At 39.2% G+C, this 13,464-nt stretch carries 11 protein-coding genes; 8 read left to right on the forward strand and 3 right to left on the reverse strand.

The genetic code is table 11. The annotated features are described in order from the left end of the window. Positions 1-186: 186 nt before the first annotated feature. The 5 genes from QM469_RS00005 to QM469_RS00025 all read left to right on the forward strand — a co-directional run bounded on the left by QM469_RS00005 (position 187) and on the right by QM469_RS00025 (position 4,424). The gene (locus QM469_RS00005; RefSeq protein WP_414275769.1) at positions 187-945 is read left to right on the forward strand and encodes a threonine/serine exporter family protein; all 759 of its coding nucleotides are present in this window, start codon (positions 187-189) and stop codon (positions 943-945) included. 1 nt (position 946) lies between these two features. Beyond that, on the forward strand, positions 947-1,396 hold the full coding sequence (locus tag QM469_RS00010) for a threonine/serine exporter family protein (RefSeq protein ID WP_049503410.1): 450 nt from the start codon (positions 947-949) through the stop codon (positions 1,394-1,396). A gap of 153 nt (positions 1,397-1,549) precedes the next feature. Then, positions 1,550-2,722, forward strand: coding sequence for a hydroxymethylglutaryl-CoA synthase (locus tag QM469_RS00015; RefSeq protein ID WP_414275770.1), 1,173 nt, complete (start codon positions 1,550-1,552; stop codon positions 2,720-2,722). Further along, the gene (locus QM469_RS00020; RefSeq protein ID WP_414275771.1) at positions 2,722-3,996 is read left to right on the forward strand and encodes a hydroxymethylglutaryl-CoA reductase, degradative; all 1,275 of its coding nucleotides are present in this window, start codon (positions 2,722-2,724) and stop codon (positions 3,994-3,996) included. Before QM469_RS00015 ends, QM469_RS00020 begins: the two co-directional genes overlap by 1 nt. 236 nt (positions 3,997-4,232) lie before the next feature. Then, positions 4,233-4,424: a hypothetical protein gene (locus QM469_RS00025; protein WP_414275772.1), complete on the forward strand. Its 192-nt coding sequence runs from the start codon at positions 4,233-4,235 to the stop codon at positions 4,422-4,424. Between the two features lie 244 nt (positions 4,425-4,668). Here QM469_RS00025 and QM469_RS00030 read toward each other — a convergent pair whose 3' ends face one another. Next, entirely contained in the window at positions 4,669-5,634 is a 966-nt protein-coding gene (locus tag QM469_RS00030; RefSeq protein ID WP_414275773.1) for a LacI family DNA-binding transcriptional regulator, read from the reverse strand. After that, positions 5,615-7,069 carry a sucrose-6-phosphate hydrolase gene (locus QM469_RS00035; protein ID WP_414275774.1) on the reverse strand — a complete coding sequence of 485 codons (1,455 nt, stop codon included), beginning with the start codon at positions 7,067-7,069 and terminating at the stop codon, positions 5,615-5,617. The genes QM469_RS00030 and QM469_RS00035 overlap by 20 nt, the downstream gene beginning before the upstream one ends. Positions 7,070-7,432: 363 nt before the next feature. On the opposite strand from QM469_RS00035, the gene QM469_RS00040 reads away from it, so the two are divergent. Both QM469_RS00040 and scrK read left to right on the forward strand, forming a co-directional pair. Beyond that, on the forward strand, positions 7,433-9,316 hold the full coding sequence (locus tag QM469_RS00040) for a sucrose-specific PTS transporter subunit IIBC (RefSeq protein ID WP_414275775.1): 1,884 nt from the start codon (positions 7,433-7,435) through the stop codon (positions 9,314-9,316). A gap of 260 nt (positions 9,317-9,576) precedes the next feature. Further along, positions 9,577-10,464 (forward strand): fructokinase ScrK, encoded by an 888-nt coding sequence (gene scrK / locus QM469_RS00045; RefSeq protein WP_371607603.1) that lies wholly within the window; start codon positions 9,577-9,579, stop codon positions 10,462-10,464. Positions 10,465-10,504: 40 nt separating this feature from the next. On the opposite strand, the gene QM469_RS00050 is transcribed toward scrK, so the two are convergent. Continuing rightward, positions 10,505-11,695 carry a cation diffusion facilitator family transporter gene (locus tag QM469_RS00050; protein ID WP_414275776.1) on the reverse strand — a complete coding sequence of 397 codons (1,191 nt, stop codon included), beginning with the start codon at positions 11,693-11,695 and terminating at the stop codon, positions 10,505-10,507. Positions 11,696-11,852: 157 nt separating this feature from the next. Between QM469_RS00050 and QM469_RS00055 the strand changes: the two genes are divergently transcribed. Next, positions 11,853-13,463, forward strand: coding sequence for a hypothetical protein (locus QM469_RS00055; protein WP_414275777.1), 1,611 nt, complete (start codon positions 11,853-11,855; stop codon positions 13,461-13,463). The last annotated feature ends 1 nt before the right edge of the window (position 13,464 follow it).

Raw genomic sequence — 13,464 nt, forward strand, 5'->3', positions numbered from 1 at the left:
CATATGATTCTTTCTAATGAGTTGTTTGATCGCTTTTCATTATAGGTCATATGGGACTTTTTTTCTACACAAAAATAGGCTCCATAATATCCATAGGGGATTTACCCACTACAAATATTATAGAGCCGATTTTTTTTCCTTCGAAATTATGATAAAATAAAATGGAGTTTGAAAAAGGAGGGAAACATGGACGAATCAAAAAAACTGAATGCAGTCATTGATGTCATCATGCTAGCAGGAACGATTCTGCTTCGCAATGGTTCTGAGATTTATCGTGTTGAAGATACCATGATTCGGATTGCTCATTCACAGGGCATTATGGATTGTAATGTTTTAGCTATGCCTGCCGCCATTTTTTTCTCCATTGAAAATACAAATATATCTCGTATGAAGCGAGTGACATCCTCCTCTTATAATATTGAGAAGGTTTGTGATGTTAACCAAATTTCAAGGCAGATCGTGGCTGGTCAGCTTGATCTGGATACAGCTTTTATCCAACTAAAGGAATTAAATGCCAAACCGTCTCCCTATACCAATGTTCAACTAACTGCTGCAGCGACTCTCAGTGCTCCTTTCTTTTCAATCATGTTTGGTGGGAATGTCTACGATGCAATCGGAGCGGGAGTGGCGACCTTATTTGCCTTTACTTGCTCTCTCTATGTAGAGAAGTTTATTCGTATTCCTTTTATGACAGCTTTTGCAGGTGCTCTTGTCTTTGGTTTGATTGCACAATTTTGGGCGCGCTATTCTGGTTTACCGTCAACAGCTGATCTGGTGATTGCGGGTGCGGTTATGCCTTTTGTACCTGGAATTGCTCTGACCAATGCTGTTCGAGATATTATGACCAATCACATTAACTCTGGTATGAGCAAGATGTTTGAATCCTTGCTGATTACCCTTGCCTTAGGGGCTGGAACATCAGTCGCCCTCTTACTCATGAACTAATATGACACTAACAACATTTTTATTGCAAGCTCTGGCAAGTTTGCTTGCCATTATTACCTTTTTAATCGTTTTAAATGTCCAGCGTTCCATGCTTATCCCTGGTGGAGTTTTAGGAATGTCTATCTGGCTACTCTATCTGATACTCAAGGAACCAACCAATGTTATTTTGGCAACCTTTATTGCTGCGGTGATTGGTTCTTGTGTTAGCCAGATTATGAGTATTCTCTACAAAACACCAGCAGTGGTTTTTGCCCTAGCCATTCTGGCACCATTAGTGCCAGGTTATCTGTCCTATCGAACCACTTCCTTCTTCGTTACAGGTGACTACGGCCATGCCATTTCTAGTGCCATGCTAGTTATGATGTTGGCCCTTGTTATCTCCATTGGAATGGCCAGTGGGACAGTTTTGTTGAAATTGTATCATTATCTCAAAAAGAATCGAGCTAGCTAAGACTCGATTTTTTGTAGCCCTAAAGTTCTATTTGAAAAATGAGATAATGAACTTGATTTGGTGAATCAAGTCTTTTTTAGCTCATTTGACCTCAATTGTGATAAAATAGAGGTGAACGATTTTTTACAATGAATGATAAAAATAGAGGTAAATATGACAATCGGTATTGATAAGATTGGTTTTGCGACCAGTCAATACGTTTTGAAATTACAAGATTTAGCAGAAGCTCGAGGGACAGATCCTGAAAAATTGAGTAAAGGACTCCTTTTAAAAGAATTGAGTATTGCTCCGTTAACAGAGGATATTGTGACCTTGGCTGCCAGTGCAGGAAATTCTATCCTGACTGAAGAAGATAAGCAAGAGATTGATATGGTTATCGTTGCGACAGAATCTGGAGTCGATCAAAGTAAGGCGGCTGCGGTTTTTGTACACGGTCTACTTGGGATTCAACCATTTGCTCGTAGTTTTGAAATCAAGGAAGCTTGCTATGGTGCAACAGCGGCCCTTCACTATGCTAAGTTACATGTAGAAAATTCTCCTAAATCAAAGGTTTTGGTGCTTGCTAGTGATATTGCAAGATATGGTGTCGAAACTCCTGGAGAACCAACTCAAGGTGCAGGCTGTGTTGCCATGTTGATTAGCCAAAATCCACGCGTTATGGTCTTCAACAATGATAACGTTGCGCAGACTCGTGACATTATGGACTTTTGGCGTCCAAACTATTCGACAACACCATTTGTCAATGGGGTTTACTCAACACAGCAATATCTTGATAGTTTAAAAACAACTTGGGAAGAGTACCAAAAGCGTTATGACTGTACTTTGGATGATTTTAAAGCTGTCTGTTTCCACTTGCCATATCCAAAGCTAGCTCTCAAAGGATTGAAAAAAATTCTGGATAAATCTCTGCCTCAAGAGAAAAAGGATTTACTTCAAAAGCACTTTGATGAATCCATTATTTATAGTCAAAAAGTTGGAAATATCTATACGGGTTCACTCTTTTTAGGACTCTTGTCTCTTCTTGAAAATTCTGATAGTCTGAAAGCTGGGGATAAGATTGCCCTCTACAGCTATGGTAGTGGTGCTGTATCTGAGTTCTTTAGTGTAGAATTGGTTGAAGGCTATGAAAAACAATTGCAGAATAATCGCTTAGACTTGCTAGATCAACGTCAAGCTTTGAGTGTTGCTGACTATGAACGAATCTTCTTTGAAGAAGCAAACTTAGATGAGTCTGGTTCTGCAACTTTGTCAGGCTATGAAGGACAAGACTATGCTCTGGTTGAGATTGTAGACCACCAACGACGCTACAGCAAGGTTGAAAAATAATGAAAAAAAATTGGAATGGATTTGCTAAAAAATCAATTCAAGAGCGCATAGAGTTCGTTAAGTCTCAGGCGCTTACTACTATTGAAGCCCAAGAAAGTCTTGAGCAGAATGAAAATCTCAGTCTAGCAGTAGCGGACCAATTGAGTGAAAATGTGGTAGGAACCTTCTCACTTCCATACTCAATCGTTCCAGAAGTTCTGGTAAATGGTCAAGAATACACAGTTCCCTATGTGACCGAAGAACCATCTGTAGTTGCTGCAGCTAGTTTTGCCAGTAAGATTATCAAACGTGCTGGAGGTTTTACAGCTCAAGTTCATCAGCGACAAATGATCGGTCAAGTGGCTCTCTATCAAGTCCCAGATAGTGACCAAGCTCGTCAGGCTATTTTGAGTCAAAAGGCGGAATTGCTGGAACAAGCAAACCAAGCCTATCCTTCTATTGTCAAACGTGGTGGTGGAGCTAGAGAGCTAACAGTTGAAAAAATTTCTGGTGAGGCTGACTTTTTAGTGGTTTATCTCCATGTCGATACTCAGGAAGCCATGGGAGCTAATATGCTCAATACCATGCTTGAAGCTTTAAAACCAAGTCTAGAGGCTCTCAGTCAAGGGCAAAGTTTAATGGGGATCCTATCCAACTACGCAACTGATTCGTTAGTAACAGCAACTTGTCGGATTGCTTTTCGTTATTTGAGCCGACAGAAGGATGAGGCGCGTGAGTTGGCAGAAAAAATGGTTTTAGCCAGCCAGTTTGCCCAAGCCGATCCTTATCGTGCAGCGACTCACAACAAGGGAATCTTTAACGGAATTGATGCTCTCTTGATTGCTACTGGAAATGATTGGCGTGCTATTGAAGCGGGAGCGCATGCCTATGCGAGCCACGATGGTGTCTATCAAGGTCTTAGTCGTTGGACTATGGATTTGGAAACAGAAGAGCTAATTGGAGAGATGACCATGCCGATGCCGGTTGCTACCAAGGGTGGATCAATTGGTCTTAATCCTCGAGTCGTACTCAGTCATGAGTTGCTTGGTCATCCATCTGCCAAAGAATTGGCTCAAATTATCGTTTCGATTGGTCTCGCTCAAAACTTTGCAGCACTTAAAGCTTTGGTCAGCACAGGGATCCAGCATGGACACATGAAACTTCAAGCAAAATCTCTAGCACTTTTAGCAGGAGCTACAGAGAAAGAAGTACCTAAGCTAGTAGAAAGCTTGATTGCTGAAAAAACTTTTAATTTAGAAAAAGCCCAAACTCTTTTGAAAAACTTAAGATCATAAGAAAAACTCAGACTGGTTTGATTTTTTGCGCTTTTTACTGTTTTTTTAAATAAAAGAAACTCAAATACAGAATCGTATTTGAGTTTCTTAATTCAACGACAGTGTTTGACAGTTTTTCTATTTTTGTTCAAAAAAACAAGATGTATGCATTGATAACGCTTTGATTTTTATTATAATATAACTGTAAATTATTAAGATTGGTAATCAAAAAAATATAGAGAGGAGGATTTTTGATTATGAATAAAAAAATAAAAATGGTAAGTGTTGCATTACTTAGTACAGTAATATTGAATATAGCACTTACAGAAGGTGTTTCAGTTGTTCATGCTAATGAGGTGGCTTCAGCTACAAAATTTGGAAATACTGTAGTTGACATGGGGTCTACTATTTTGGGAATTAAGGCAATTGGTGATAACTGTTTTGAATAAGAAATACAATATAGTTTTATTTTTATTATTTATAGTCTATTTGTTTGGGTACTTCTCAATTTCAAAAAATTTAATTCCTATAATGTGTGTGATCCAAATATTTTTATTAGAAAATATATTTAAATCTCAAAATAAGCTTATCCAAATAGGTAAAATTATAGTTATTATTGCTTCTATAATATTATTTATTGATAGTATACTAAATTAAGAGTCTGAGAACTATTTTGTCTCAGACTCTTTTTGTTTAAATACTTTTACCTGGTAAGAGGCTGACTGGTAAGAAATAACCGGTTGTGGCAACTTCTTTTCCTTCGATTTTTTGAAGTAGTAAATCAACTGTCAGGCGAGCAATTTCTTCCAAGGGTTGTTTAATGGTAGTGAGGTGAGGGTAGAAATTCTCAATGAAATAAGTTCCATCATAACCGATAACCTTAAGTTGTTCTGGAACAGAGATACCAAGTTCCTGAGCAATCTTCATAACCAAGATGGCTGTTAAATCGTCTGATGCGAAAATAGCATCTGGTTTTTGCTTGCTTAAGATAGTTTTGATTTCCATTTCTTTTCGAAGGGGTGAAAAGTCACTGGAAACATTGATAATGGGAGCCTTGGGTAAGATTGAAGCAAAACCAGCATGACGAAGTCCAGTTGGTGAATTGGAGTTGTCATTACCTGTAATCATAATGACAGACTTGGCTCCAGTTTTCTCTAAAGTTTGAGCTGCAAGGACTCCACCAGCATAGTTATCAGAGGAAACGACAGGAATGTCTGGTGATAGGTTTCGGTCAAAAGAAATGATTGGAGCCGTAACGCGATTGTAGTCTTCAATCCCCAAGTTATGACTGCCAGAGATAATACCATCTACTTGGTTGGCTTCTAGCATTTCAAGATACTCACGTTCTTTTTCCGAATCGTGCTCACTATTACAGATGATGGTCTTATAGCCGTTTTTGAAGAGTTCGTGCTCCAGTTTGTCAATCAATTCAGCATAGAAAACATGGCTGATTTTTGGGAAAATCAACCCAATTAACTTGGCTGATTTCCCTTGGAGGCTACGAGCTAGGTTGTTGGGTTTATAGCCCAATTCACGCATAGCTTCATTGACCTTTTGAATAGTTTTTTCAGACAGATAACCTTTTTTATTGATAACACGTGAAACAGTAGTAGGGCTGACGCCAGCTAATTTTGCGACATCAGTTAGTTTTGCGACCATATTCTAATTCGTAGTATGTTCCAGTTGGGTTTCCAGATTTAATGAGGATTCCATTTTGATCTTCATGAGGGAAGACACGACCAGAAAATACTTTTTCTCCTTTATTGATGAAAATTTCAAAAACTGAATTATCGATGAAGATATTTACAGTAGTAGCTTGATTGTCGATTGAACATGAGCGAGTAGTTCCAAATTCTTGAGCATACTGCTCACCTGCTTGACTGCGGTCAACGGTAACTTGACCATTGACAAGGTCAAAATTGATAGAGAGTCCTTTGCCATCTTTATCAGCAAGAAGAACGATTTCACTTTGACTATTAGCTTCTAAGTTAAGCTCGAGCTCGTAGGTGTTTTTGGTTTCAGAACGATTTGAAAATTCCTCTTCTGAAGCACGGAGTTCTTTGATAGCAGCTACAGGATACTGATAGAGTCTGCCATCTTTAATGGTAAGTTCCTTGACCAATGAGAAAGTCCCTTGGTGATCAAAACGATCAGATGGATAAGACACATCTGGCAAACCAAGCCAGCTAACTGCCAGGGCACGTCCATCAGGAGCATTGAATGCTTGAGTAGCGTATGCTTCAAACCCATAATCGAGGTTATGTAGTTCAGACACATCTACCATACGAGCATTTTCAGGATCAAAGGAAGCACCGATTTTATACATATTTGGATAGATGTTGTCATAGTCAAGAACCTTTTTATCCAAACCTTGTGGACAGTAGAGAAGGACGGGGTGTTCTCCAACAAAGACAAGATTTGGGCACTCCATCATATAGGCAGTACGGTCATTGTTGAAGTCAAGATCACCAACTTCTTGCCAGTTTGTATAATCGTTATCGACCGCTTTGTAGAGACGAACAAAACCTTTTTTCTCCAAGTCTTGACCACCAACGATAGCGTAGTATTGTCCTTTAAAGTTGAAAATCTGTGGATCGCGGAAGTGGTCAGTAGCATCAGCAGGTTGATCAATCAAGACCTTATCAATCTTTTTAATATTTCCATCCTTATCCATCAAGGCACCAATCTGATAAGGGTGGCGTACCCAATTTTCATCACGGACATTTCCTGTATAGAATAGGAACAATTGATCATCAAACTGCATAGCAGATCCTGAGTAAGCGCCGTGGCTATCCAGTGGAGTATCAGGTAAGATTTTAACACCTGTTTCAGTAAAGTGCACCAAATCATCACTCTCAAGTTGAACCCAAGATTTCAAGCCGTGGGCTGCTCCAAAGGGGAAGTTTTGGTAAAAGACAATCCACTTACCATCAAAATAAGAAAAACCGTTTGGATCGTTGAGAAGTCCTTCCTTTGGTTCAATGTGATAGCTGACATGCCATGGGGATTGCGCCATCTTTTCTTGGATTTCTTTTCTTTCTTCTTGTGTCCAATCTTCATAACGTCTGTAACGACGTTCAGTAGTCCATTCCATTTCTATTTCCTCCATAAATTCTACTATCTTAATAGTAAACGTTTCCTTATAAAAAAGCAAGTCTTTTACACTAAATTAAAGAAAAAAATGTCAAACGATTGACAGAATCTAGGAACGTAATTTTATGAAAAATGATGAAAATATGGAAGTTTTTGAAAACTTTAAAGTAAAAACCTTGATTTTAGAGGGTGTTATGGCTGTGTTGATGAAAAAAATAGCAAAAACAATCAAAAAATAAAAAATAGCAAAATTTTTTCTGCAAAACGCTTGACATATTTTTTAAACGTGATAGAATAGTATTCGTGAGGCGAGTAAAATCGCTTTCAAACAAGAACAAATTTTTTTATAAGGAGATTTTTGCAAATGACCAATACAGAAATTGCAAAAAAAGTCATCGAAGCCTTGGGTGGACGTGAGAACGTTAACAGTGTAGCCCACTGTGCGACTCGCCTTCGTGTTATGGTGAAAGATGAAGCGAAGATCAACAAAGATGCTATCGAGAACTTGGAAAAAGTTCAAGGTGCTTTCTTTAACTCAGGTCAATACCAAATCATTTTTGGTACAGGTACAGTAAACAAGATGTACGACGAAGTCGTAGCTCTTGGTTTGCCAACGACATCTAAGGATGAGATGAAGGCAGAAGCTGCTAAACAAGGAAATTGGTTCCAACGTGCCATCCGTACTTTTGGTGACGTCTTTGTTCCAATCATTCCAGTTATCGTAGCAACTGGTCTCTTCATGGGTGTTCGTGGTCTCTTGAATGCTCTTGGAATGACACTTCCAGAAGATGTGACAACTTACACTCAAATCTTGACTGACACAGCCTTCATCATCTTGCCAGGTTTGGTTGTTTGGTCAACCTTCCGTGTATTCGGTGGTAACCCAGCCGTTGGTATCGTTCTTGGTATGATGCTCGTTTCTGGTTCACTTCCAAATGCCTGGGCTGTTGCGTCTGGTGGTGAAGTAACTGCAATGCAGTTCTTCGGATTTATCCCAGTTGTAGGTTTGCAAGGTTCAGTTCTTCCAGCCTTCATTATCGGGGTTGTCGGAGCTAAGTTTGAAAAAGCAGTTCGCAAGGTTGTTCCAGATGTACTTGATCTCTTGGTAACACCGTTCGTAACACTCCTTGTAATGTCAATTCTTGGATTGTTTGTTATCGGACCAGTCTTCCACGTTGTTGAAAACTACATCCTCATTGGAACTAAAGCAATTCTTAACTTGCCATTCGGACTTGGTGGTTTCTTGATTGGTGGAGTTCACCAATTAATCGTCGTATCAGGTGTTCACCACATCTTCAACTTGCTTGAAGTTCAATTGCTTGCTGCTGACCATGCTAACCCATTCAACGCTATCATCACAGCTGCCATGACTGCTCAAGGTGCTGCGACAGTAGCCGTTGGTGTGAAAACTAAAAATCCTAAACTTAAAACACTTGCTTTCCCAGCTGCTCTTTCTGCCTTCCTAGGTATTACTGAGCCTGCTATCTTCGGGGTTAACTTGCGTTTCCGTAAACCATTCTTCCTTTCATTGATTGCTGGTGCAATCGGTGGTGGATTGGCATCTATCCTTGGACTTGCTGGTACTGGTAATGGTATCACAATCATCCCTGGTACAATGCTTTACATTGGTAACGGACAACTTCCACAATACCTTCTTATGGTAGCTGTATCATTCGCTCTTGGTTTTGCTCTTACTTACATGTTTGGTTATGAAGATGAAGCAGAAGTGGCTTCAGAAGCTACAACTGAACGTTTGGCTGACGAAGCAGTAACTGGTACTGTTGTTGCACCTAGCGAAGGTGTCATCCAAACACCAATCGTTGGTGACGTCGTTGCTCTTTCAGACGTTAATGACCCAGTCTTCTCAAGTGGAGCTATGGGACAAGGTATCGCTGTAAAACCTAGTCAAGATGTTGTTTATGCACCAGCTGATGCTGAAGTGACAATCGTCTTCCCAACAGGACATGCTTATGGTTTGAAAACTGCAAACGGAGCTGAAATCTTGATCCACGTGGGTATCGACACTGTTTCAATGAACGGTGAAGGATTTGACCAAAAAGTTGCTCAAGGTGACAAGGTTAAAGCTGGAGATGTTCTTGGAACATTTGACTCAGCTAAGATTGCTGCTGCAGGCCTTGATAATACAACAATGGTTATCGTGACAAACACTGCAGACTTTGCTTCAGTAAATCCAGTTGCTTCTGGATCAGTTGCTAAGGGAGATGCAATCATCGAAGTTAAAGCTTAATACTCTTCGAAAATCAAATTCAAACTGCGTCATACTCGCTTTGCCGTACTCAAGTACTGCCTGCAGCTCGATTCCTAGTTTGTTCTTTGATTTTCATTGAGTATACTACTGTCGATTTAATAAAACAAAAAAACGAACAAATGTCATGTTTGTTCGTTTTTGATTGAATCTTAAAATTTACAGAGGAAAAACTAAAATATAGGGCAACTTTCCTCCTTGAAATATGCTATAATAGAGAAAATAAAAACTAGAGGTTTATCATGACAAAATTATACGGAAGCTTGGAAGCGGGCGGTACAAAATTTGTCTGTGCTGTCGGTGATGAAAACTTTAACATTGTAGAAAAAACACAATTTCCAACAACAACTCCTATCGAGACAATCGATAAAACCATCGAGTTCTTTTCAAAATTTGATAATCTTGCAGGTCTTGCAATTGGTTCATTTGGTCCCATTGATATTGACAAAAACTCAAAGACTTATGGCTTTATCACAACAACTCCAAAACCTCACTGGGCAAATGTGGACTTGCTTGGTGCCCTCCGTCGCGCTCTAAACGTTCCAATGTACTTCACAACAGACGTAAACAGTTCTGCCTACGGTGAAGTAGTAGCACGTAATAACGCAGGTGGACGAATCGAAAACTTGGTTTACTACACAATCGGTACAGGTATCGGAGCTGGTGTTATCCAACGTGGTGAGTTTATCGGTGGCGTGGGTCACCCTGAGATGGGACACTACTATGTGGCTAAACACCCAATGGATATTGAAAAAGAATTCAACGGTGTTTGTCCTTTCCACAAAGGATGTTTGGAAGGCTTTGCGGCTGGTCCAAGCTTAGAAGCTCGTACAGGAATTCGTGGTGAAAACATCGAACTTAACAACTCTGTATGGGATGTTCAAGCCTACTATATCGCTCAAGCAGCAGTAAACGCAACTGTAACTTTCCGTCCAGACGTTATCGTATTTGGTGGTGGGGTTATGGCCCAACAACACATGCTTGACCGTGTGCGTGAGAAATTCACATCCTTACTCAATGGTTACCTACCAGTTCCGGATGTACGCGACTATATCGTGACACCAGCTGTTGCAGGTAATGGTTCGGCTACACTTGGAAACTTCGTTCTTGCTAAGAGCGTAGCAAAATAAGTAAAAAAAATGAGGTCGAGATTTATCTCGGCCTCTTTCTTTAGTCTTTTTCAATTTTCGTTTCCTGATGGAATATATTTTGCCAAGTTTCATGTCTGCGCCAGATACTTGTATGGATGGTGTCACCAATCTGATAGCGGATGAGTTTTGTCTTCTGACTAATGGAGGTCAAGTGAAGTTCCTTGATAGCAGAGGTTAGTTCTTTTTCCTCCTTATAGGATTCCTTGTCTAGTTCTTGTCCGTCTTGGCGAATATAAATGAAATCTTCAGCCAGTAATTCTTCCAATTGATTTCCTTGGTCAATTAGTTGCTCTCTCATGAGCAATTTTTTATAGACATTATCAAGAATTTCATCCTCAGGAATTGGTGCTGGTTCGATATGAATATCGGTATCAAAGACGCCAAAGCGTTCTGATAACATGGATTCAACCTGATCTGCAATTTCGTGACTTTCGAAAACGGAGAGGTCTGGATTCATCTCGAGAGTAATGTCTAGATAAATATTACTTCCATAAGTACGACCCCGTTGTGATTTGACCTTGCTAATCTTAGGGATTTCCATGATAGCCTTTTGGTAATCTTCCAACAAATGTTCATCAAAACCATCTGAAAGACTGAAGGATGACTCAATAAAGATATCATAGGCAGTCTTGAGGATAAAGAAGGTGATAACGATGGCAACCAACTTATCCACGAGAGGGAAGTTAAAACTGCTGGCTAGGATGGCGATGGTGGTTCCAAGTGAGGTGACGGCATCTGATAGATTGTCCTTGGCAGCTGCTTTCAGTGCCTTAGACTTGGATTGCTTGCTGAGGTGAGTGTTGTAGAGATAGACTCCAAACATAATCACTGCAGAAATCACTCCCAAAATCGCTCCCAGTGGATCAATCACAGTTTCTTCGCGACTGATAATCTTTTGAATCGTATCGCGAAGAACATCAAAACCAACATAGAACATGATGATGGAAGTGATGAGACTTGCCAAGTCCTCGATTTTCCAGTGACCGAAGCGATGTTCTCTATCTGCTGGTTGGCGAGCCAAACGAATCCCGATGAGGAGGGCAACATTTCCGATGATATCAGAAACGTTGTTGAAACCATCCGCCACCAAACTGGACGAGTGAAGGAGGTGGCCCGCTGCTAACTTAGCTGCTGACAAGAAAAGGTAGGTCAAGATGCTAATAATAGCACCTCGCTCAGCTAATTTCAAGTTTGAAACTGATTGATTCATCTGACTCTCTTCCTAGAATTTTTGTATTCTATCATTATACTGGTTTTGTAAGGAAAATTCAAATGGAGTGGTTGGGGAGATTTGCATTGATTCAACAGATTTTTTGATTGAAATATGATAGAATATAAAGTAATCATAATTTTAGAGAGAGTTTTCCATGACCCAAAAACAAATCACAGATAGAATGATTCGCATTGGTTTGATTGTGCTACCATTTTTTATTTTTTATGGATATAGATTGATGAAAGGCTTTGAATATCCAGTCGTAGATGATATCATGGTCAATCAAACCATACTATCTGGTGATAATATGTTGCTCCCTTACATTGGGATTATGTTGTCATCTGCTTTAGTATTCCTTCAGCAATTGTTTACAACTTGGAATGTTTATTTTATTTTCCTAGCCCTTAGTTTTTGCTTGAGCTTTAGTGTATACTTGGATTCTTTTTTCAGGAAGAAACTTTATTTTGTTCTTCCCCTACTTGTTATACTTCAAATGATTTTGATGAAGTATTTCTCGTTTTCAGTAATTGCTTATTTGTTGTCTACAGCAGGGATACTTTTATTATTCGATAGAAAACACATCGTAGGAGCTCTGTTGTCTCTGATTGGATTGTCGATTAGACCGCAAATCATTGCCAGTTTATTGCTACTTTTACTGCCGTTTCTAGTTTTTGAAGTAATCAAAGAGAAAAAGAAAAAAGAGCTTTTCGTATTATCTGCTCTTATTTTACTTATCTTTGCTTCTAATAAAGTTTACACCTTAACGAAACCAGATGTTCAAGAATACCTAACTTGGAATACTCTGAGTACCAATTTGAGAGATTTCCCTGCAATTGATTATGAGAAGCATGCCAAGGAATTTCAGGAATTGGGGGTCAGTGAAAACGACTTATCTGCTTCAACCTACTGGTTATTTGCTGAAAAAGATGCTTTGAACAATGAGTTGTTAACAAAAATTCAATCCGTACGTTCTTTCTCTGAGAAGTACTCCTTTAATGTATTTCAGATGGTGAAAGATTATTTCCAAAACATTATTTTGACAACCTTTCTTCTTGTTATGGTTGGCTGGTTTTTGTTCTTCAAGCCTAAGAAAGTCTATGGCTGGTTACTCCCGCTTGTTCCATTTGCACTCATCGGTGCACTATTTGTTAGGCAGAGAGTAGTAGAACGTGTTTATATCCCGATTATCGTTAGCTTTTTAATCTTTTTCGTCTACTATGCGCCCTTATTTTACAATAAGCGTAAACTGTTGAAAGAAAGAGGAATTTTTTATAGTCTACAACTTGTAGGAATGCTGGCGAGTATGGCCTGGGTAAATAGTGTGGGACAAGAACTTTACTGGTTCCCAATCATTCAATCATCCATGATATCAGAGTATCATGATGTAGTGGAAAAACATTCTGATAAATTGCTTGTTTTTGGCGGTTATGGAACACTTGTCAATTCTCAACCAAGCTTGGCTACGATTAGAATGAAGCCTGATCAGTTAATTGAAAATACAACAACCTTAGGTAATTGGCAAACTTTTTCGCCACATTACTATCAATTAATGGAAAACTACAATGTGGAGGACCCTAGTAATCTTCTTTCATCGGCTTTAGATAAGGAGAACATCCTATTCTTTTGGTCACCTTCCTCAGGAAATATGGATCGGGTCAAAAAAATTATGAAAGAACATTACCAGAAAGATATTTATTTTGAAGAAGTTGAGTTGGTCACTTCTGATATGAATCTTTATCGACTAAGAACAGGAGAAGATAGATAGG

The sequence above is a fragment of the Streptococcus infantis genome, assembly GCF_047464215.1.
In the GTDB taxonomy this organism is placed as follows: domain Bacteria; phylum Bacillota; class Bacilli; order Lactobacillales; family Streptococcaceae; genus Streptococcus; species Streptococcus infantis_P.